The sequence below is a fragment of the Novosphingobium aerophilum genome (assembly GCF_014230305.1).
GTDB lineage: Bacteria > Pseudomonadota > Alphaproteobacteria > Sphingomonadales > Sphingomonadaceae > Novosphingobium > Novosphingobium aerophilum.
Genome location: NZ_JACLAU010000003.1, coordinates 52,455 through 72,894, shown reverse-complemented (window position 1 = coordinate 72,894; position 20,440 = coordinate 52,455). Strand labels below are relative to the sequence as shown.

16 protein-coding genes are annotated in these 20,440 nt (G+C 69.7%); 5 read left to right on the top strand and 11 right to left on the bottom strand.

The features are described 5' to 3' along the window. Window positions 1-19: 19 nt before the first annotated feature. Window positions 20-886 carry a hypothetical protein gene (locus H7F49_RS03810; RefSeq protein ID WP_185682241.1) on the bottom strand — a complete coding sequence of 289 codons (867 nt, stop codon included), beginning with the start codon at window positions 884-886 and terminating at the stop codon, window positions 20-22. 65 nt (window positions 887-951) lie between these two features. After that, window positions 952-3,576, bottom strand: a complete 2,625-nt coding sequence (locus H7F49_RS03805; RefSeq protein ID WP_185682240.1) for an ATPase — start codon at window positions 3,574-3,576, stop codon at window positions 952-954. Between the two features lie 70 nt (window positions 3,577-3,646). Between H7F49_RS03805 and H7F49_RS03800 the strand changes: the two genes are divergently transcribed. From H7F49_RS03800 to H7F49_RS03785, 4 genes are all read left to right on the top strand, one after another. Beyond that, window positions 3,647-3,958 carry an Hpt domain-containing protein gene (locus H7F49_RS03800; RefSeq protein ID WP_185682239.1) on the top strand — a complete coding sequence of 104 codons (312 nt, stop codon included), beginning with the start codon at window positions 3,647-3,649 and terminating at the stop codon, window positions 3,956-3,958. 197 nt (window positions 3,959-4,155) lie between these two features. Beyond that, a complete protein-coding gene (locus H7F49_RS03795; RefSeq protein ID WP_185682238.1) occupies window positions 4,156-5,331 on the top strand; it encodes a hypothetical protein in 1,176 nt (391 codons plus the stop codon). A gap of 23 nt (window positions 5,332-5,354) precedes the next feature. Continuing rightward, window positions 5,355-6,266 (top strand): hypothetical protein, encoded by a 912-nt coding sequence (locus H7F49_RS03790; protein WP_185682237.1) that lies wholly within the window; start codon window positions 5,355-5,357, stop codon window positions 6,264-6,266. Window positions 6,267-6,271: 5 nt separating this feature from the next. After that, window positions 6,272-7,642: a sensor histidine kinase gene (locus tag H7F49_RS03785; RefSeq protein ID WP_185682351.1), complete on the top strand. Its 1,371-nt coding sequence runs from the start codon at window positions 6,272-6,274 to the stop codon at window positions 7,640-7,642. A gap of 105 nt (window positions 7,643-7,747) precedes the next feature. On the opposite strand, the gene H7F49_RS03780 is transcribed toward H7F49_RS03785, so the two are convergent. Both H7F49_RS03780 and gltX read right to left on the bottom strand, forming a co-directional pair. Further along, on the bottom strand, window positions 7,748-9,028 hold the full coding sequence (locus H7F49_RS03780; RefSeq protein WP_185682236.1) for a citrate synthase: 1,281 nt from the start codon (window positions 9,026-9,028) through the stop codon (window positions 7,748-7,750). Between the two features lie 18 nt (window positions 9,029-9,046). Then, window positions 9,047-10,501 (bottom strand): glutamate--tRNA ligase, encoded by a 1,455-nt coding sequence (gltX, locus tag H7F49_RS03775; protein ID WP_185682235.1) that lies wholly within the window; start codon window positions 10,499-10,501, stop codon window positions 9,047-9,049. A 29-nt stretch (window positions 10,502-10,530) separates the two neighbouring features. On the opposite strand from gltX, the gene H7F49_RS03770 reads away from it, so the two are divergent. Then, complete coding sequence (locus H7F49_RS03770; protein ID WP_185682234.1) at window positions 10,531-12,792, top strand: ComEC/Rec2 family competence protein; 2,262 nt, start codon at window positions 10,531-10,533, stop codon at window positions 12,790-12,792. A gap of 43 nt (window positions 12,793-12,835) precedes the next feature. Here H7F49_RS03770 and lexA read toward each other — a convergent pair whose 3' ends face one another. The 7 genes from lexA to H7F49_RS03735 all read right to left on the bottom strand — a co-directional run bounded on the left by lexA (window position 12,836) and on the right by H7F49_RS03735 (window position 20,342). Next, on the bottom strand, window positions 12,836-13,522 hold the full coding sequence (lexA, locus tag H7F49_RS03765) for a transcriptional repressor LexA (protein WP_185682350.1): 687 nt from the start codon (window positions 13,520-13,522) through the stop codon (window positions 12,836-12,838). Between the two features lie 96 nt (window positions 13,523-13,618). Next, window positions 13,619-14,413, bottom strand: coding sequence for an indole-3-glycerol phosphate synthase TrpC (gene trpC, locus H7F49_RS03760; protein WP_185682233.1), 795 nt, complete (start codon window positions 14,411-14,413; stop codon window positions 13,619-13,621). Further along, on the bottom strand, window positions 14,410-15,405 hold the full coding sequence (gene trpD / locus H7F49_RS03755) for an anthranilate phosphoribosyltransferase (RefSeq protein WP_185682232.1): 996 nt from the start codon (window positions 15,403-15,405) through the stop codon (window positions 14,410-14,412). The genes trpC and trpD overlap by 4 nt, the downstream gene beginning before the upstream one ends. After that, window positions 15,402-15,986: an anthranilate synthase component II gene (locus H7F49_RS03750; protein WP_185682231.1), complete on the bottom strand. Its 585-nt coding sequence runs from the start codon at window positions 15,984-15,986 to the stop codon at window positions 15,402-15,404. The genes trpD and H7F49_RS03750 overlap by 4 nt, the downstream gene beginning before the upstream one ends. Before the next feature lie 74 nt (window positions 15,987-16,060). Continuing rightward, window positions 16,061-16,834, bottom strand: a complete 774-nt coding sequence (locus tag H7F49_RS03745) for a bestrophin-like domain (protein ID WP_185682230.1) — start codon at window positions 16,832-16,834, stop codon at window positions 16,061-16,063. A 45-nt stretch (window positions 16,835-16,879) separates the two neighbouring features. Next, window positions 16,880-18,400 (bottom strand): anthranilate synthase component I, encoded by a 1,521-nt coding sequence (gene trpE / locus H7F49_RS03740; RefSeq protein WP_185682349.1) that lies wholly within the window; start codon window positions 18,398-18,400, stop codon window positions 16,880-16,882. Between the two features lie 4 nt (window positions 18,401-18,404). Next, entirely contained in the window at window positions 18,405-20,342 is a 1,938-nt protein-coding gene (locus H7F49_RS03735; RefSeq protein ID WP_185682229.1) for a peptidylprolyl isomerase, read from the bottom strand. Window positions 20,343-20,440: the final 98 nt, after the last annotated feature.

Genomic DNA, 20,440 nt, shown 5'->3' with positions numbered 1-20,440 from the left:
GCGCTTTGGCGATCTTGAATTAAGAACCCTGCTGTGGCTGGACAGGCACAACCTCGATCCGGGGAGGAGAAGCCAGCAGAGCCTTCAAGTCCGCCGCTTCGGCCTCTTTGAGTGCGGCATCGCATTCCTGTTCGGGCGATTGCAGGACAGCCTGATCGGTCCTGACAATGTCGGACCATGCTGGCGCTGAGATGACGCACATATGGGCAGAAGACCGCTGTCCGCCAAAACCGACAGCGAACAGGGTGCGACCGCTGGACGTCCAGCCGATGGCCTTGTCGTCTCGGGTTTCGGGGAGGGGAACGATCCGGGTCAGTCGTTCGCCCGGCTGCATCGCCAGGCGCAAAGCGGCCCTGAGGTCGGGGGGGAAGCGGGTATCGGTGTGCTTTCCGGTGGTGACAATGATGGCTTTTCCAAGCCTTCGCGTGACCTTGTGCCCGGCCGCGTCGGAGTCCTTCTGCCACGTGTTCTCGGACTGGGGACGAACCTTGCATTCGCGGTCAGGCCACCAAGGATCGGTCCAGCTCAATCCCGCCACCGATTGAGCGGCATCGGGACCAGGCCAGCGGATGCTGAACCAGCACACGGGTACGGGGCTTTTGCCTCGCGCGATGGGATCGAGCGGGACCAGGGCGAATGCCCCGCCGGTCGGATCGACCGCTGCGACCAGAATCCGGGATCCTTGGTAGCTCTCCAGCAACTGGATGCTGAACAGCGTCGGCTCACGATCTCCCAACCGCTTCGAGAGCTGGGGGAAGAGTTGCTTGCCCATTCTGAAGCCCGAGGTGAGCGGGCTTTCCGCCGGAACTGCAGAAAATGGCACGATAGTCAGCTCAGGGGCTGGAGTCTGATCAGCCTTGGTGCATCCCGCCGGAACCATCGACATCAGCAAGGCGAGACTGGCCAGAGCCGGCGACGATGCTTGCCTTGTCCATCCGCAACCCATGGCCTTCAGGTCCGCAGCCGCTCGATCGCCTGGGCCAGCAGGACATAGAGCTTGCCCATGTCGGACGACAGCAGCGTCACCCCCAGGGCATGCCCGTCGCGGGTCGACAGCAACTGGCGCAGCATCGCCTCGAAATCGTGGATGTAGCGGCTGACGTGGCCACGGAACTCCTGATCGTCCTCATAGAGGCGGACGATCTCGCGCTGCTCGGTCGCGTCGAGCAGGCGCAGGGCGCGACGGGTGAAGACGCCGCGGTCGCCCTTCAGATAGGCCGCCCACGATGTGTCGGTCACCTCGGTCGACAGCGCCTTGGCCACGTCGATCGCGTTGGAATTGAGCGATTCGGTGATCAGCGCGACCCGGCGCGAGAAATCGTTGTCGACCTGCTCCTCGGCGCGTTCGCGGGCGCGGGCGATGCGCTGTTCGAGGTTGCCGGTCAGTTCGTTGACCTTGCCGAGCTGGTCCCGCAACTGGATCGTGGCTTCGCGGCTGACCCCGGCGGCATGGCTCGCCGCCTGTTCCAGCACGCCGACCGCCTCGGCCAGTCGCAGTCGCATGGCCCGATCGATGGCTGCCGCGCTTTCCTCGCCCAGGCGTTCCGCCACGGCCGTCACAGCCCCGGACGTCTCGTCGGAGAGCGTCGCCACTGCGGCCCGGGCGGCTGTTTCCAGGCTGGCGATCGCGGCGGCCAGCTCGCCGGCGGCGCGTTCGGCCAGGGCATCGCTGGTCGCCCCGATCTCGGCCAGCGATTCCCGGATCAGGTCGATCCGGCCGCCATGGTCCTGGCTCTTGGTGAGCAATGACTTCTGCAGCTTGTCGAGCTCGGTCATGGTGGCCTTGAGCGTTTGCCGGGTGCTCTCGGCCGACTGGGCGAGAGCTGTGCCCTGGGCCTCCGCCGCGCCCACGCCCTCGCGCAGGGCACTGACCCGCGCCTCCCACTCGCGCAGGCCTGCCTCGCCGGTGGCCAGGGCTGCGGGCAGGTCTTGTCCGGACTGGCGGGTGCTGGCCTGCAGCAGCTCCAGCAAGCGCACGGCGCCGTCGGTGAGCTGGGCGATGGTGCCCCCGGTTCCGGTCAGCGCCTCGCGGCTGCCGGCCAGGCGCTCGGTGAGTGTGGCGAGGCTGGTCCCCAGCGTTTCCTCGGCCTGATTGCCATAGGCCGCGATGCCGGCGATTCGTTCGGACAGGGCTTCCAGCCGGGCGGTGATCGCGGCGGCGGCGTCGGCCAGTTCCTGCTGGGCCGTGCCCTGACGGGCGAGGCGCTGGGCCAGGTCCTCGTCGAGCTGGCGGAACAGCCCGGCCAGGCGGGCGGCTTCGGCATCATGCCGCTCGCGCGCCTGGGCGAGGCGTTGTTCCATCTCGTCGGCGAACAAGCGGTTGCGCTCGGCCAGCCGCTTGTCGAACTCCAGCGCTTCGTCGGACAGCTTCTGGATCCGCCGGGTGGCAGCATCCAGCGCCTCGCGGTCAAGCCGGTCGAGCCGTTCGACCACGCCGGCGATCTCCTGCTCGACCCGGTCCTTGGCGGCAAGCAGGGCGGTGAGGGCGCTGCTTTCGCCTTCGCGCAGCGACCGGGCCAGGGCATTGCCCTCATCGCGCAGCGCGGCGAGCCGGGCGCGCAGCGAGGTCAGGGCCTCGGCCTCGTGCTGCTCAAGCTGGGTGCGGGTGCGGGTGAATTCGTCGCCAAGCTGCGTCGAGCGCCGTTCGAGCGCGGCCAGCGCATCGCTTTCGTCGGCACTCAGGCGGTCGCGGAGCTGGGTGCCGCGATGCTCAAGCATTTCCAGCCGCGCCGAAACCGAGGTCTGGATCTGGTCAAGCCGGGCATCGAACAGCGCCAGCGAGGCCTCGACCCGGTCATGCAGGCCGTCGACCCGCGAAGCGTTGGTGGTGCTGGCCTCGCCCAGCCGATCGAACCCGGCGATCAGGTCATCCAGCGCGGTCTGGGCCGCATTGCTGGCATGGCCGATCGTGTTGGCCAGATCCTTGGTCGAACTGGCGATGACCGGAAGCTGGCCGCGCAGGCGCTCCATGTTGTCCAGCGCGGTTGTCGAAACGCCGGCGATCGCTTCTACCTGCGCGCCATTGTCGCGGATCAGGTCCTGCAGATGGCCGGCGTGCTCCGACAACCGTTCCGCAGCCATGCGGCCCAGCGAATCGAGATCCCGGGCCTGGGCGGCGATGAATTCCCGGGCCAGGCTGAGCTCGCGATTGACCACCGTCAGGCGGGCCTCGAGCTGGCTGGATTCGGCGGCGAGCAATCGCGCCGCATCGCCGAACCGCGCGGCTTCGCGCCGACTGGTGCGCAGGACGAGCAGCCAGCCGACGCCGATCAGCAGCAGGGGCACGGCCCAGTCGACCACCAGACGGATCGCGTCATGCGGCGTGACGCCCGTTCGGAGCGCGGCCTGTTCGGCCCACAGGTAGAACCCGGTCCAGCCCAGGGCCGCGATCAAAGCCAGGACGGGCGCGATCAGGCCGCGCCCGGCGCCCGGCGCGGCCGCGGCGGGTTCGTCCCAATCGGCCGTCGCCTGGTCGGCCTGGTCGGCCGCCGAAGCGGCGGCCTGGCCCATGTCTTCGTCTGTCGGCAAGGCTTCGCCCCCCGATCCGATGGCTACGATGCGCTTTCCCCCGGTCATGGTGCGTCGCTACCACGGATGCCCCCGCGCAAGAAACCCTGGTTTAACCTTGTTGCCCTATGCCCCGGCTATGGTTCTTCACGCTGGCGCTCTCGACGAAACCCTGGCCGCAGCCGCGGGCAATGATCCGGCCCTGTTTCTGGAGCTGCGCAGCGCCTTTGCCGAGAGCCTCGGCCATCATCTCGATCTGCTGCAACGCGCCCGATGCGACGCCAACTGGCGGACCGCGGTACTGCGCATCCGGGGCCTGGCCGCCAGCTTCCAGGTCCAGCCGCTGATCGAACTGGCTGACGCGGCGCTGTCGGCCGCACCGGGCGAGCCCACCGTGGTGCGGGCACTCTGTGGCTTCATGACCGACTTGAAGGGCGCAGGCACGTCCTGACGGCCTTGCCGGGGCCGCCCGGCCCATCCCATCTTCAGCGTTAACATTTCCGGTCAACCGGGCTAGGCTTGGCACGTGCCGGAGGCGGTTCTACAACCTCGCCCCGGTGGCCGGCCCCGTTGGGTCTGCGGCCAGGCAGGAGACAGGATCTGCGCGTCGGATTGTTGACCGCAAGCGAACCGGCGCTGGCGGGGGAGGTGGCATCGCCAGCCTTCCGCCTGGTCGGCGGCGCTCTGGTCATCCGCCATCAGTTGGCCCTGGCGCTGGCGGCGGGATGCCGCCGCATTGTGATCGTCTCGCGCGACTTCACCGCGGAATTCGCCAGTCTGCAGCGCGATGCGGAAACCGCCGGAGCATCCTTCCATGTCGTCTCCGCGCCGCGGGGACTGTCCGGGCTGGTGACCGCCGCGGATGAGGTGCTGGTCCTGGCCGAGGGCCTGTTGCCCACACCGGGCGATGCCCTGCCGCTGCTGGTGGGCGGGCAGGGGGCCATGGTGCTCCCCGCCGATGTCGGGACGGCTGCGGGATTCGAGCGGATTGACCTGACTCACGCCTGGGCCGGCATGATGCTGGTCCCGGGACGGCTGGTGGACCGGCTGATGGATCTGGCCGCCGATGTCGATCCGGTGTCCGCGCTGCTGAGGATCGCCTTGCAGGCGGGGATTGCCCTGCGCGGCGTGCCCGAAGCGGTGCGCAGTGGCGGCCACTGGCTGCTGATCCGCACCGAGGCCGACGCCCAGGCGGCCGAAGAGCGCTGGATGGCGCGCCACACGGCAACCGGTCCCCGCACCCCGGGGCCAGCGATCGCGCGCTTTCTCGTCCGGCGGTTCGGCGCGGCGATGCTCCACGAGGGCAGCAGCCGCGTGGTCGGCATGGGCCTGGCGCTGCTGCTCGGCGTGCTCGGGCTGGCGGCCGGATGGTTCGGCCATCTTGTCATCGCGCTCGGCCTGACGGCGGTGGCGCAGGTGTTCCAGTCAACCAGCCTTGTCCTGCTGGCCCTGCACCATGGCGCCCTCAGTCAGGGCCCGCGGCGGGACTGGGCGCCCGTAGTGGCCAGCCTGGTGTTCGATGGCCTGTTGGCGGTGCTGCTGATCCTGGCCATGCCCGCGCTACCGGGCCAGACCCTGGCCGAACGCGCCTTCCCGCCGATCGTGCTGCTGGGCCTGCTGCGGGTCATCCCGCGGGCGCTCCCCGGGGCGGCGATGCCGTGGCTGGAGGATCGCCTGGTGTTGAGCGTGGTTCTGGCCGTGCTGGCGGCGGGCGGGGTCGTGGCTCCCGCGATCCTGGGGATCAGTGTCATCTTGCTGGCGACGGCAGCCCTTTTGGTCAGTCGTCAGGACCGCGGCGACCGCAGCATCATAACCGGGGCTTAACCACACTGTTCTATTCCACCGCCATGAATTCCGACGGTTCGTCCATCAAGGATGCCGCTCCCGGCGTCGATCCCCTGTGGGACGAATGGGCGTGCGACCGGCGCGACCGTGCGGCCGTGGGGCCGGTGCTGCGTCACCTTGTCGCCGGGGAAAGCAACGACCTGTTCGGCGAGGAGCCGGTGGCGCGGACGCGGGCGATGCTCGAGTCCTTGGCGCTGGAACTGTCGCGGCTCGAATCCGACAATCCGGGGGCTCGCCAGGTCGACGCGCTGATCGCCGCCCTGATCGACAGCCCGCCGCTGCTCGGCCACGTTCACGCCTTGGCGCTGGAAGGACAGATCGTCAGCCGTATGGCCCTGCAGGGGGTCGATCCGCTGCTGCCGCCCCTGATCCAGGACCGGATCAGCGCGGCCGATCCGCAGATCGCGGCCCTGGCCATGTCGCTGATGGCGGCGCAGACCCGCTTCGTGCGCCGCCAGCAGCGGATGGAGCTGACAGCTGCCGAGCTCTCGGCCGATCTGCTCCACCTCGCTCTGTCGACCCTCGCCCGCATCGTCGGCGGAGAGGGCGCCGGGGTGGCTGGCCTGAAGGCGGGCTATGACGAGCGGCGCGGGCGGATCGGTATTCTTGGCCAGCTTGGCCTGGGGCTGGGCGATGATTTTCCGGCGGCGCTCGATCCCCGGCAGGCCGGGTTTTCGCTGTTCGCCAGCGCCTTGTCGCTGATCACCGGGCACGAGCGCGACGACGTGGTGCTGGCCTCGGCCAGTGGCCGGCCCTTTCGCCTGGCCTTGCTGCTGGCGGCGGCCGGGGTGGAGCCAGCCGGGCGCGAAGCTGCTGTCCTGCTGCTCCAGCCGGACGCACTGCCTCCGGCGGAATGGTTCACGATCGATCCCGCCCGCGCCGCGGCGCTGTTGGCGCAGGGCGTGGCAGCGTGACCGATATGCCGGCGTCCACCTCCATCGCCCGCGCTCGCACCGATGCCGCCGACCGGCTGGTCGCCGCCGATGAGCCGTTGCTGGGGCTGCAACTGCGCTGCGGTGGGGACCTGCCGGGCGTGATCGCCATTCCGGCCCTGCGCGAAGCGGTGGGCAAGGCCCGCATGCTGGGACTGAAGCTGGCCCGACCGATTATTGCGCAGGACGGGGGCGACAGCGTGACCGCCTGGGTCGAGATCGATCCGCGGGACGACGGCTGCCTGATCGAGTTTCGCCACTGGCGCGCCAAACCCCTGCCGGCCGAGGACGAAGGCCATGTCGCACGGCGCAAGCTGGCGGCCGAACGCCAGATTGCCGAGCTCCACGCGCGCCTCGATGCGCGCCAGAACGTGCTCTACGCCGCCGCCGAGACTGCCGAGCTGGCCGAGCTGGCCGCTCGCATGGATGCCGGGCGCGGACGGCCTTGGACCGATTTCGTCACCATTCCGGGCAGCGCGCACCAGCAACCCTTGCACTGGCGGTTGCTGGACGGCGCGCCGGTGGCCGTTGCCGGATCGGACCGCCCCTGGCGGGCGACGCTGGTCCCGGTCGGTCTGCCCGGCGCGGAACCCGCCGGGTTCGAGCTGTATCTCGGATCGGACTTTCCCGCGCCGCAGCAGGCCGAGCCCAGCCCGGTGGCCGAACAGATCCGCGCCCGCATGATCGGGCGCGAGGTGGCCCCCGTGCTGCGCCAGCCGATCGCGCGGATCATCGCCAATGCCGAGACGATCCGATCGCGCCTGGCCGGACCGCTGAGCGAGGAATACAGCGGCTATGCGGCCGATATTGCCACGGCCGGGCAGCATCTGCTCGCCCTGATCGATGATCTGACCGACCTTGAGGTGGTGGAGGCCGATGACTTCACCACGGCGCCCGACCGGATCGACCTGGCCGAAGTGGCGCGGCAGGCGGCCGGCATCCTCGGGGTCAAGTCGCGCGAACGCGGCATCCGCATCGATGCGCCCAAGGAGGGTGAGGCCCTGCCGGCCGTGGCGGAGTTCCGCCGGGTGCTGCAGGTCCTGCTCAACCTGGTCGGCAATGCCCTGGGCTATGCTCCGGAAGGGTCGCAGATCTGGATTCGGCTGGAGCAGGATGGCCCCATGGCGCGGGTGATCGTGGCCGATCAGGGGCCCGGGCTCGATCCGGCGCAGCACGACAAGGTGTTCGAGAAGTTCGAGCGCCTGGGCCGGAGCGGCGACGGCGGATCCGGACTGGGCCTCTATATCTCGCGCCGGCTGGCCCGGGCGATGGGCGGCAACCTGACCGTGGAGAGTGCGCCGGGGCAGGGGGCCCGCTTCATCCTGACGGTTCCCGCCGCCGATCCGGCCGGCCACTGACGCCTGCCACGCGGCGGTAATCCAGAGGATCCCGACGAGAAACGGCGCCAACCCCAAGGTCGGCGCCGCTCTGTCTGATCACAACCTGGGTGCGGGTCACGCGCCTCAGCGCTGGGCGACCGGCACGTAATCGCGCTGCGTCGGCCCGGTGTAGAGCTGGCGCGGGCGGCCGATCTTCTGGCCGGGGTCCGAGATCATCTCGTTCCACTGCGCCACCCAGCCGACGGTGCGCGCCAGGGCGAACAGCACGGTGAACATGGTGGTCGGGAAGCCGATCGCCGACAGGATGATGCCCGAGTAGAAGTCCACGTTCGGGAACAGCTTCTTCTCGACGAAGTAGGGATCGTTGAGGGCGATCTCTTCCAGCCGCAGCGCGGTTTCGAACAGCGGGTCGGTGACCTTCAGCGCATCGAACACCTCGCGCACGGTCTTCTGCATCACGGTCGCGCGCGGATCGTAGTTCTTGTAGACGCGGTGGCCGAAGCCCATCAGGCGGAACGGATCGTTCTTGTCCTTGGCGCGCTCGATGTAGTGCGGGATCTTGTCGGGCGTGCCGATTTCCTTGAGCATGTTGAGCGCGGCCTCGTTCGCGCCGCCATGCGCCGGGCCCCACAGGCAGGCGATGCCCGCCGCGATACAGGCGAACGGGTTGGCGCCCGACGAGCCGGCGAGCCGCACGGTCGAGGTCGAGGCGTTCTGCTCGTGGTCGGCGTGGAGGATGAAGATCCGGTCCATCGCCTTTTCGACCGCCGGGATCACTTCGTATTCTTCGGCCGGAACGCCGAAGGTCATGCGCAGGAAGTTGCCGGCGTAGGACAGGTCGTTGCGCGGATAGACGAAGGGCTGACCGACCGAATACTTGTAGGCCATGGCCGCGATCGTCGGCATCTTGGCGATCAGGCGGTGGGCGCTGATCCGGCGCTGGTCGGGGTCGGAGATGTCGGTCGAATCGTGGTAGAACGCCGAGAGCGCGCCAACCACGCCGCACATCACCGCCATCGGGTGAGCATCGCGACGGAATCCACTGAAGAAGCTCGACAGCTGCTCGTGAACCATGGTGTGGCGGGTGATCGTGCGGCTGAAATCGCTCAGCTCGGCCTGGCTCGGCAGCTCGCCGTTGAGCAGCAGGTAGCAGACCTCCATGAACGACGACTGCTCGGCCAACTGGCCGATCGGATAGCCGCGATGGAGCAGCACACCCTCGTCACCGTCGATGTAGGTCAGCGCGCTTTCGCAGCTCGCGGTCGAGGTGAAGCCCGGATCGTACGTGAACATGCCGGTCTGGGCATAGAGCTTGCGGATGTCGATCACGTCCGGACCGACCGAGCCGCTCAGAACGGGGAAATCGTGATCCGTGCCGCCGGCATTCAGCTTTGCGTTACCCACCTGTTCAACTCCTTGTTGTCATGCATGCTCGGCCGGCACGGCCTGGGCGGAGATCCGCGCCAGGCTTTCGTCGCGACCGAGCAGATCCAGAACATCGAAAATGCCGGGAGATGTGGTCTGCCCGGTCAAGGCGGCGCGCAGCGGTTGCGCCAGCTTGCCCAGGCCGAGACCCCAGTCCGCGGCGGCCTGCTTGAGACTGGCCTCCAGTTCGACGGCTGTCCAGTCGGACAGGGGTCGGAGGATGGCGGCGATGCGGGCCAGCAGGTCGCGCGCATCGTCGGTCAGCAGGGCCGCGGCCTTGTCGTCCATCGCCAGGGGGCGCTGGGCGAACAGGAACGCGGCTCCGGCCGCCAGCTCGTTCAGGTCCTTGGCGCGCACCTTCAGCACCGGCATGGCCCGGGTCAGGAGGCCATGGTCGACAGGGCCGGCCATGCGCGCCGCCACCAGCCCGGCGAGCGCGGTGTCGTCCGCCTCGCGCAGGTAATGGCCGTTCAGGTTCTGCAGCTTGGCGAGGTCGAAGCGCGACGGGCTCTTGCCGACATGGGCGATGTCGAACCAGGCGACGGCCTGCTCACGGCTGATGATCTCGTCATCGCCATGGCCCCAGCCGAGCCGCAACAGGTAGTTGAACAGGGCCTCGGGCAGGATGCCCATCTCGTCGCGATAGGAATCGACCCCCAAAGCGCCATGCCGCTTCGACAGCTTGGCCCCGTCGGAGCCATGGATCAGCGGTACGTGGGCATAGACCGGATCGGGCCAGCCGCCCTCGATGGCATGCATGGCGCGGATGATCACCAACTGGCGGAAGGCGTTGTTCAGGTGATCGTCACCGCGGATCACATGGGTGACACCCATGTCGTGATCGTCGACCACCACGGCCAGCATGTAGGTTGGCGTGCCATCGCTGCGCAGGATGACGAAATCGTCGATTTCCTCGTTGCGGACAGTGACGGTGCCCTGGACCTGGTCATCGATCACGGTCTCGCCTTCACGCGGAGCCTTGATCCGCACGACGTAAGGCTGGTCGGCCGGCCAGCGGTCCGGACCGGCATCACGCCACTCGCTTTCGATCCGGAATGGCTTGCGCTCGGCCTGGGCGCATTCGCGGCGGGCGGCCAGCTCTTCCTGGGTCAGGTAACAGCGATAGGCATGCCCGGCTTCGAGCAGGGCATGGGCGACCTGGGCGTGCCGGTCCGAGCGGGCGAACTGGAACACGGCGGGTTCATCTCCGGCCAGCCCCAGCCATTCCAGCCCGTCGAAGATCGCGGCGATGGCCGGCTCGGTCGACCGGGCGCGGTCGGTGTCCTCGATCCGCAGCAGGTAGGTGCCGCCATGGTGTCGGGCGAACAGCCAGTTGAACAGGGCCGTGCGGGCGCCGCCGATGTGCAGGTAGCCGGTGGGCGAGGGCGCGAAGCGGGTGACGACGCGGCGACCGCCTGCAGCCGCTTCGCCGGTCACGCTGCCACTTGCCATCATCCGCGCCTTCCTGTCCTTATCCTGCCATGGCCGTTCCTGCCGCCACGGCGCTTGCACCTTCCTCGCCCGCCGGCGAGACTCCGTCATCCGGCGGCGCTGCAGCGCAGCGCGCCTCTTGGCGCAGGTGGGGCGCCTTGTCCAGCGGGCTTGGCCGGATTTGCGGGCCGATCGAACGGTTTCTGAGCGACGCCCCGTTCGATCGGGCGCCCTGGCTGGCCGTGTCTTTCGGATGTGGCATTGCGGCATGGTTCGTCCTGCCGACCACGGGGCAGTGGCTCATGCTGATGGCCGCAGGGCTGGGCCTGGCCACGCTTGGCCTGGTGGGTTTGCGGCCGGCCATGGCCTATCCCTTTTGCCGGCTGGGACTGGCCGGGATTGGCCTGACCCTGGCGGCGGGAACGGCGCATGTCTGGAACAAGTCGATCCAGGTCGGTGTCCCGGCAATCCAGCGGCCTTTCGCCGGAAGCTTGAACGGCCGGGTGCTGTCGGTTGAAGACCGCCCGGCCCGCGGCGAATGGCGGGTCGTCCTGGTCACGCGGGATCCGGGTCGAGCCGACCGGGTGATCCGGGTTCGGCTGCGCGTGCCGGTCGGGATGACCGACCCGGCGGTGCGGGCCGGCGCGGTGATCTGGGTCAAAGCCCGGTTGATGCCACCCGCTCCCCCGATGCTGCCCGGTGGGCACGACTTTGCCCGCAGCGCCTGGTTCGAGGGGGTCGCGGCGACCGGCACGGCCCTGGGTCCGGTGACGGTCGAGCAACCGGGCCAGCCGGTCGGCGGACTGGCTCCGCTGCGCGCGGCCCTGTCGGAACACATCGGCGCCCATCTGACCGGTTCGCGCGGCGGGATTGCCGCGGCCCTGGCCAGCGGCGATCGCGGTGGCATCGCCCCGACCGACGAAGCGGCATTGCGCGACGCCGGGCTGAGCCACCTGCTGTCGGTCAGCGGATTGCACGTGAGTGCGGTGGTGGCGGCCAGTTACTGGCTGGTCCTGCGGCTGCTGGCGCTGTGGCCGTGGCTGGCCCTGCGCCTGCGCCTGCCGCTCTGTGCGGCGGCGGCAGCCGCGCTGGCCGGGGTGTTCTACACCCTGTTGACCGGGGCCGAGGTGCCGACGGTGCGCAGCATGGTCGGCGCCCTGCTGATCATGGCCGCGGTGGCGCTCGGCCGTGAGCCCCTGTCGCTGCGCCTGCTGGCCGTGGCCGCCCTGGCTGTCATGCTGGTCTGGCCCGAGGCGATCATGGGGCCGAGCTTCCAACTGAGCTTTGCGGCGGTGCTGGCCATCGTGGCCCTTCACGGTGCCGGCTGGATGCGCCGGCTGGTCGAGCCGCGCGAGGAGGCGTGGTGGGCGACGGCCCTGCGCAAGGCCGCCGGGCTGCTGATCACCGGGGTGGTGGTCGAAGTGGCCTTGGTGCCGATCGGCCTGTTCCACTTCCACCGCGCGGGTTTGATCGGGGCCCTGGCCAATGTCGTGGCGATCCCGCTGACCACCTTTGTGATCATGCCGCTGGTCGCGTTGGCCCTGGCCTTCGATCTGACGGGCCTGGGCGCGCCGCTGTGGTGGCTGGCGGGCCATGCGCTGGGCCTGTTGCTCGATCTTGCCCATGCGGCGGCGCGCGTACCCGGGGCGGTGACGCTCTCCCCCGCCTTCGGGGGCGGGACCTATGCCCTGCTGCTGGCGGGCGGTCTGTGGCTTGCCTTGTGGCAGGGGCGGGTCAGGCTCTGGGGGCTGGTGCCGATCGCGCTGGGCGCCGCGGCGGTGGTGCTGGTTCGCACGCCCGACCTCCTGGTCTCGGCCGATGGACGGCACGTGGCGGTCAGCGGGATGATGCCGGGCCGGCTGGCCCTGTTGCGCGAGCCCAGGCCCGGTTTTGCCCGCGACACCTTGAACGAGATGGCCGGTCTCGACGGCGCTCCCGTCGCTTTGCCGGACCAGCCGGGCGTGCGCTGCAATGAAGATTTCTGTGCCCTGGCGCTGCCGCGCGGCGATCGGGTGTGGCACCTGCTGCTGGCCCGCGGACACGATCCCGCGCCGATGCGCGATATCGTCGCCGCTTGCGACCGGGCCGACCTGGTGATCGCCGATCGGCGCTTGCCGACCGCCTGCCGCCCGCGCTGGCTGAAGGCCGATCGGGCCTTGCTCGATCGGACCGGCGGCCTGGCCCTGACGCTCACTGCCGGACGGATCGAGACGGTGCGCGCCCCGGCGGACGATCATGGCTGGGTGCCGCAGCCGACCCCGCGGCCACCGGTCGGGACCAGCCCTCCGCAACAGCAAAAGGGGCCGGTCTGACCGGCCCCTTGCGTGCTGTGTGGAAGCCGGTCAGCCCGGCCTGTCAGTGATAGCGTCGCAGCAGTCCGGCGAGCTTGCCCTGAACCATGACCTCGCCCGGGGCATAGAACTGCGGATCGTAGGCCGCATTGGCCGGATCGAGCCGAACCTGCCCGGCGTCACGATAGAGGTACTTGAGCGTCGCCTCCTCGCCCCGGACCAGCGCGACGACAATCTCTCCGTCGCGGGCGCTGTCGGTCCGGCGGATCAGGGCATAGTCCCCATCGAGGATGCCGGCTTCGATCATCGAATCCCCCGACACCTCAAGCGCATAGTGTTCCCCCGGACCGAGCAGGGCCGCAGGGACGGGCAGGGTGGCGGTGCTTTCCAGCGCCTCGATCGGGACACCGGCGGCGATCCGACCGTGCAGCGGGATTTCGATCACGTCGTTGGCCGGGGCAGGCTGGATCGCCGGCGCGCGGGTCTGCGGGGCGACCGGGGCCCAGACCTTGGGCGGCGTCACCTTCGCGCTTACGTCGTCGGGCTGGCGCAACACCTCGAGCGCGCGCGCCCGGTTCGGCAGGCGGCGGATGAAGCCGCGTTCCTCCAGTGCGGAGATCAGCCGGTGGACCCCGGACTTGGACCGCAGGTCCAGCGCCTCTTTCATTTCCTCGAACGAGGGGGACACCCCGGTCTCTTCCAGGCGGGCCTGGATGAACCGGATCAATTCGTGCTGTTTGCGGGTCAGCATCGCCATCTCACTCCCGTCATGCGCGATGCGGAAGCGAATGTTCCGGCATCGTTCAGTGAACGAACGCGGAACAATTAGGCAACTTTGGCCCTTGCGTCAAGCGGCGCCGGTCAACAGGGCGCGCGTGGCCGCGGCCACGTCGGCCTGGCGCATCAGGCTTTCTCCCACCAGGAAGCAACGCGCCCCGCAGGCCGACAGCCTGAGCAGGTCGGCATGATGATTGATCCCGCTCTCGGCCACCAGCAGTGTCCCCTCGGGGGCGAGCGGGGCGAGGCGTTCGGTCGTGCCCAGATCGGTGACGAAGCGCTTGAGATCGCGATTGTTGACCCCGATCAGGCGCGACGACAGCCGGGCGGCGCGCTCCATCTCGGCTTCGTTGTGGACCTCGACCAGCACGTCCATCCCGCGTTCACGCGCGGCTATCTCGATCTCGGCCATCGCCCCGTCGTCCAATGCGGCGACGATGATCAGGATCGCGTCGGCGCCCATCGCGCGGGCTTCGGCACACTGCCAGGGATCGACCATGAAGTCCTTGCGGATCACGGGCAGGGTGCAGGCGGCGCGGGCGGCGACGAGATAGTCCTCGTGCCCCTGGAAATAGGGGGCATCGGTCAGGACCGAGAGGCAGGTGGCGCCGCCGGCCTCGTAGGCCCGGGCGTGGGCCGGGGGATCGAAGTCGTCCCGGATCAGTCCCTTCGAGGGCGACGCCTTCTTGATTTCGGCGATGAGGCCGAAGCCGCTGGCTGCCGCCCGGCGCAGTGCCGCCTCGAACCCGCGCGGGGCGGACTGCCCGGCGGCCAGGGCATCGAGTTCGGCGAGGCTGCGCAGGGCCTTGCGCCGGGCCACTTCGGCGCCGGTGGCGGTACAGATTTCGGTGAGCTTGTCGGTCATTTCAGGGTCTTGATCCAGCAGTCGAGCAGCGTCTTGGCGAGCCCCTTGTCGATGGCTTCGGCGGCCTCTTCGGCGGCGGAGGGCCAGTCCCCGGCCTCACCGGCCACCAGGAGCGCAGCGGCCGCGTTGAACAGCACCGCATCGCGATAGGGGCCGGGCTCACCGGCCAGGAGGGCGCGGAGGGCGGCCGCATTGTGCGCCGGATCGCCGCCGCGGATCGCGGTGATCGGTGCGGCAGGCAGGCCGGCGTCACCGCATTGGACCCGCTGCATGGCCACGTGTCCGTGCTCGACCACGCCGAGCTCGTTGCCGCCGGCCAGGCTCAACTCGTCGAGCCCCTCGTCCCCCGAAACCACGAAGGTCCGGTCGGTCCCCAGGGCGGCGATGGCCTGAGCGTAGATCGGGACATAGGCCGGACGCGCGATGCCGACGAGCTGGCGGCGGACGCCCGCCGGATTGGCCAGGGGGCCCATCAGGTTGAAGATCGTGCGTCGGCCGATCGCCCGGCGGATCGGCATGATCCGGCCCATGGCCGGGTGGTGCCGCCCCGCGAAGAGGAAGCAGATGCCGAGGTCTGCCAGCGTGTCCTCGGCGGTCTCGGCCACCCGGTCGAGGTTGAGGCCCAGAGCTTCCAGGGTGTCGGCTGCACCCGACTTGGAACTGGCGGCGCGGTTGCCGTGCTTGGCTACCGGCACCCCGCAGGCCGCCACGACCAGGCTGACCGCGGTGGAGACATTGAGCGTGTGGAGCCCATCCCCGCCCGTGCCGCAGACGTCGATCGCTCCCGCCGGGGCGGCAATCGGCACCATCCGGGCGCGCATCGCGCGGGCGGCTCCGGTGATCTCGCCGGCCTGCTCCCCGCGATCGGACAGGGCGACCAGGAAGTCGGCGATGGCGGCATCGTCCACGGTGCCGTCCAGCATCGCGCCGAAGGCCGCTTCGGCCTCGTCCTCATCCAGCGGCTCTGCGGTGATGGCAGGCAGGCGGGTCATGCCGGAAGCCGGGCCTCGATCCCGCAGAGGGCGAGGAAGTTGGCCAGCATCGCATGGCCATGTTCGGTGGCGATCGATTCCGGATGGAACTGGACCCCGTGGATCGGCAGGCTGGTGTGGCGGAAGCCCATCACATGCCCGTCGTCACTGCGGGCGTTGACGGCCAGCGTCTCGGGAATGGCCTCGACGATCAGCGAATGGTAGCGGGTGGCGATGAAGGGTGAGGGGATACCGGTGAACACGCCGGTGCCGTCGTGAGTCACCGGGCTGGTCTTGCCGTGCATCAGCCCGCCGCGCACCACCTTGCCACCAAAGTACTGGCCGATCGACTGGTGGCCCAGGCACACCCCCAGCAATGGCTTGCCGGCATCGGCGGCCGCTCCGACCAGATCGAGGCTGATGCCCGCCTCGTTCGGCGTGCAGGGCCCGGGCGAGATCAGGAACCCCGCCGCCCCGGACGATATCGCCTGGCCAGCGGACAGCGCATCGTTGCGCACCACCTCGACCGGCGCACCCAGCTCCATCAGGTAATGGACCAGGTTCCAGGTGAAGCTGTCGTAGTTGTCGATGACCAGGATCATGGCTGCAGCCTTTTTCAGCCTTCGCAGGCGGGATCAAGCAATTCCTCGCATGGTGCGGTGACGGCTCGGGAGGCTCAGCCCATGGCTGCGCGAGCTTCGCGGACCGGTTCGGCCGAGACGGTCACGGCGCCCGACCATGGGCGGTCGAGGTCGAGGATCAGCGTCAGCGCCAGGGTGAGCAGGAGGAACAGGACCCCGGCCTCGACCAGTTGGCGGCGATGGCCCCGCCGTCCCGTGACATAGCCGATGATCGCGGCCGAGATCGCGGCATAGAGGCTGACCACGTCGAGCACGCGTCCCGGGATGCGGGCTTCGCGCTCGGCCTTGCGGGCCGAGGCTGCATCGAAGGCCTCGTTGGCGGCGCTGACCAGGCTGGCCCCGAGCGGTGCCGCCATGGCGGGCAGGGCGGTGCGCACCCCGTCCCAGATGCGTGCCTGCGCCGCGGCCGATCGCGCTTCGATCGTCGGGCGATCGGCCGCGGCGGGCAGCGCGACCCGGACATCGGCATAGCCGCGGATCGCCTGGCGCAGACCCTCTCCCGCCGGGCCCTCGACCAGCCCGGCGCGCAGCCACAGGGTGGACAGCGCGTTGCCTTCGCGGATCACGGCCTCGCGCCGATCGTCATAGCGGCCCACGGCGAGGGAGAAGGTAAAGGCGATGAGCAGCCCGAGCAGCCCCAGCGCGGCAGAGAGCAGATAGCTGTCCTGCTGGTCCGCGACATCGCCCTCCGGCTCCAGCCGGAACCGCAGGGCGCGGCCGGCCAGGCAGGAACCCATCAGCAAGGCCAGGAACAGGGCGCCGATCAGCCACAGCGAGGCCGAGCCGAGGAACTGATCGAGTGACGCCATCGCCTTGCCCCCCTCCGGCCGGCATCAGCCGCCGCGCCGTTGCGATTACTGCCCGAACCCCGCCTCGCTCGCCACCCGCACCGCCTCGCGCGCCGCGGCGAACAGGGCGCCGGCCTTGTTCTCGCATTCGGCCTGTTCGCTCTCGGGCACCGAATCGGCGACGATCCCGGCGCCGGCCTGAACGTGCATGATCCCGTCCTTCAGGACGGCGGTGCGCAGCACGATGCAGGAATCGACCGAGCCGTCCGGCGCGAAATAGCCAACCCCGCCGGCATAGGCGCCGCGCGTTTCGGGTTCGAGCTCGGCGATGATTTCGCAGGCGCGGACCTTCGGAGCGCCCGAAACGGTCCCGGCCGGAAAGCCGGCGAACAGCGCGTCGATCGCGTCATGGCGGGTCGTGTCGAGCTGGCCGACCACGTTCGAGACGATGTGCATGACATGGCTGTAGCGCTCGATCGTGTAGCTTTCGGTGACCTGCACCGTGCCCTTGGCCGCCACCCGGCCCACGTCGTTTCGGCCCAGATCGAGCAGCATCAGGTGTTCGGCGCGTTCCTTCGGATCGGCCAGCAGGCTGGCCTCGTGCGCGGCGTCCTCTTCCGGGGTCCGCCCGCGCGGGCGGGTTCCGGCGATCGGCCGGATGGTCACTTCGCCTTGGCGGATGCGCACGAGGATTTCCGGGCTCGATCCGATCAGCGCAAAGCCGGGCAGATCAAGGAAATAGAGGAAGGGCGAGGGATTGACCCGCCGCAGCGCGCGATACAGCGCCACCGCCGGCAGGGTGAAGGGCGTGGTGAAGCGCTGGGCCAGCACCACCTGGAATATGTCTCCGGCGGTGATGTAGCCCTGGGCCTTGTGGACCATGTCGCGGTATTGCTCCGCGGGCATCACCGGGGTCCGCACGGGTTCGGGCAGGTCCACCGCAGGGGCTGGCGTGGCGGCCGGAGCGGCGAGCCGGGACAGGGCGGCATCGATGCGGTCGGCCGCAGCCGCGATCAGTCGGTCCGGGGTCGACGCGCCCGGCCAGACCGGGGCCACGCACCACAGCGCGTCGGTCAGGCGATCGAACACCAGCACCAGGGTGGGCCGTACGAACAGCATGTCGGGCAGGGCGAGCGGGCTCTGCGGAGCCCGGGGGAGCTTTTCCACCAGCCCGATGGTTTCATAGCCAAAATAGCCCACCAGGCAGGCCAGCGCCGGGGGCAGTTGCGCGGGCACCTCGATCCGGCAGGCCCGGACCAGGGCGCGCAGCTCGCTCAGGCTGTCGCCGGGCAGCGCGGTGAAGGCGGTCGGATCGGCGGGCCAGTCGCGATTGACCTCGGCCTGGCGCCCGGTGGCGCGAAAGATCAGGTCCGGGGCCAGGCCGAGCAGGCTGTACCGCCCGCGCACCTCGCCGCCCTGGACCGATTCGAGCAGGAAATCGCCGCGGCCATCCTCGAACAGCTTGAGCGCCGCACCCACCGGGGTTTCGGTATCGGCCACCAGTTGCCGCCAGACCAGCGCCGGTTCGCCTCGGGCCAACTGTTCGGCGGCGGCGGCGGCGTTCTCCGGGGGCAGGCTCACGGCGATACCCTCAGTTGCCGCCGACCAGACGGCGCGAGACGGCGTCGATCCCGCCCTGGTTGCGCTTAACGCCGATGTCCTGGCGGATCGCGGCGCGCAACTGGGCGCTGTATTCGCGGCCGGTCTGGCCCGACAGTTCACGGGTTGCGGCGGGCATCAGGGGGGCGATCCGGGCCAAGTCGCCGGGCACGATCTTGGCCAGCGAGACCACGTACCAGCCGCGGTCGTTCGGCGCGGCAAGCAGCTTGGCCGAGCCCTGCGCCATCGAGAAGAACAGGGCCAGCGGCGGCGGCACGGTCTGGCCCAGGCGGGCGAGGTCCTCGCGGCCGAGCTCGATCCGGTTGACCGGCGGGATTTGGGCCACGCCCAGTCCGCTGATCGCGGCACCCAGCTCCTTGCCCCGCTTCAGTTCCGCCAGGACCTTTTCGGCCGCAGCCTTGGCCTGGGCAGCCCCCTTGCGCAGTGCGAGGTCGTTCGCCACCTGCGCCTTGATCTGCGCCAGCGGCGGCGGCGCGGCGGCCACGATGCGCGACACGTCAAAGACGAGGAAGGTCTTGCCCGGCTCGATCTCGGCGAGCTGGGGCTGGCCTTCGCGCTCCATGGCGAAGGCGGTGCCCAGCACCCGGGCCAGCTCGGCCGGGGCCTTCTGATCGGGGGCGCCGAAGATCTGCCCATCGGCGGTCAATGGGGCGGTCTCGGTGATGGTCAGGCCCAGTTCCTTGGCGACATCACCAAGCGAGGCGCCGTTGTCGAACTCGTCCTCGATCTTGGCCGAGAATTCGGTTAGGGCGGCGCGGCGCTTCTCGGCCACCAGGGTGGTGGTGATCTCTTCGCGAGCCTGGTCGAGCGTCTTGCCGGGCTTCGCGTCGACCGCATCAACCCGCACCAGCAGCCAGCCGAGCGGGCCGCGCACCGGCCCGATCGTCTTGCCCTGGGCGGCACCGAAGGCCGCGGCCGCGATCGCCTCGCTGCTCTGGGTGACCATGGCGCTCCGGCTGACCGGCCCGATCTTGGCGACGGCCAGGCCCTTGGCCGCGGCCGATGCTTCCAGCGTCTTGCCTCCGGTCACTTCCGCGAGGACGGCGCGTGCCGCGGCCTCGGTCGGCAGGACCAGCTGGCTCAGCCGCCGCGTCTCGCTGGGGCCGAAGGCGGCCTTGTTCAGATTGTAGCGGGTGGCGATCTCGGCATCGGTGGGCTGCGGAACGGATTTCAGCGCGGCCTCATTGAACAGGGCAAAGCGGACCGCGCGGCGCTCGGGCAGGGTGTAGCGCGCGCGATTGGTGTTGAAGAACGCGGTCACTTCCGCATCGCTGGGCGGAGCCGCCGGGACGAAGGCGGCCGCGGGCAGCAGCGCCACCGCACCGGCGCGCTTTTCGAACTGCGCGGCGGCATAGCGCGTCACCAGCGCATTCGGCATGCGGGCGCCGAAGGCCGCCGGGGTCAGCAGTTGCCGGGCGATCAGGCCATCGCCCAGTTCGCGCCGCACCGTGGCGTCGGTCAGGCCGCGCTGGGCCAGCAGCGCCTTGTAGGCATTGTCGCTGAACTTGCCGTCCGGCCCCTGGAACGCCGGGATCTTCGCAATCTCGCTGTCGATGAGGCGATCGCTGGCGATCACGCCGTGGCGCTCCCCGAATTCGGCGAGCGCGGCGCGGTCAATCGACTGGTCGAGCACCGTGCTCAGGCCCGCGCTGGCGATGAAGTCCTTCATCGTCAGGCGCGGATTGTCGCGCTTGAGCGTCTCGAGCGCGCCGGTTGCGGCCTGACCCAGCTCGCTGGCGGTGATGGCCCGCTTGCCCACCGTGGCCACCCGCCCGTCACTGCCCGACAGCGAGCTGCGCATGCCCGCCACATCGCCCGCGGCAAAAGCGAGGGCGATCAGCACCAGGAAGCCCAGCGCGATCACCGCGCCGATCTTGGAATGCATGAAGGAGCGGAACAGGTTCAACATCGGCAGGGCTCGGTTCTGGGGCCCCGAAAACGGGGCACGGTGCTGTCGCGGGGCTTTAGGAGCCATTTGACGCGACCGCAACGGGGGGCGGCGAAACC

Excerpts from the sequence above, each read along its gene's own strand:
- trpD (WP_185682232.1), bottom strand. The coding sequence starts at position 15,405 with ATGACCCGCCTGCCTGCCATCACCGCAGAGCCGCTGGATGAGGACGAG.
- H7F49_RS03770 (WP_185682234.1), top strand. The coding sequence starts at position 10,531 with ATGGCCGTTCCTGCCGCCACGGCGCTTGCACCTTCCTCGCCCGCCGGC.
- H7F49_RS03750 (WP_185682231.1), bottom strand. The coding sequence starts at position 15,986 with ATGATCCTGGTCATCGACAACTACGACAGCTTCACCTGGAACCTGGTC.
- gltX (WP_185682235.1), bottom strand. The coding sequence starts at position 10,501 with ATGGCAAGTGGCAGCGTGACCGGCGAAGCGGCTGCAGGCGGTCGCCGC.
- lexA (WP_185682350.1), bottom strand. The coding sequence starts at position 13,522 with ATGCTGACCCGCAAACAGCACGAATTGATCCGGTTCATCCAGGCCCGC.
- H7F49_RS03735 (WP_185682229.1), bottom strand. The coding sequence starts at position 20,342 with ATGTTGAACCTGTTCCGCTCCTTCATGCATTCCAAGATCGGCGCGGTG.
- H7F49_RS03810 (WP_185682241.1), bottom strand. The coding sequence starts at position 886 with ATGTCGATGGTTCCGGCGGGATGCACCAAGGCTGATCAGACTCCAGCC.
- H7F49_RS03745 (WP_185682230.1), bottom strand. The coding sequence starts at position 16,834 with ATGGCGTCACTCGATCAGTTCCTCGGCTCGGCCTCGCTGTGGCTGATC.
- H7F49_RS03790 (WP_185682237.1), top strand. The coding sequence starts at position 5,355 with ATGAATTCCGACGGTTCGTCCATCAAGGATGCCGCTCCCGGCGTCGAT.
- trpC (WP_185682233.1), bottom strand. The coding sequence starts at position 14,413 with ATGACCGACAAGCTCACCGAAATCTGTACCGCCACCGGCGCCGAAGTG.
- H7F49_RS03800 (WP_185682239.1), top strand. The coding sequence starts at position 3,647 with ATGGTTCTTCACGCTGGCGCTCTCGACGAAACCCTGGCCGCAGCCGCG.
- H7F49_RS03785 (WP_185682351.1), top strand. The coding sequence starts at position 6,272 with ATGCCGGCGTCCACCTCCATCGCCCGCGCTCGCACCGATGCCGCCGAC.
- H7F49_RS03805 (WP_185682240.1), bottom strand. The coding sequence starts at position 3,576 with ATGACCGGGGGAAAGCGCATCGTAGCCATCGGATCGGGGGGCGAAGCC.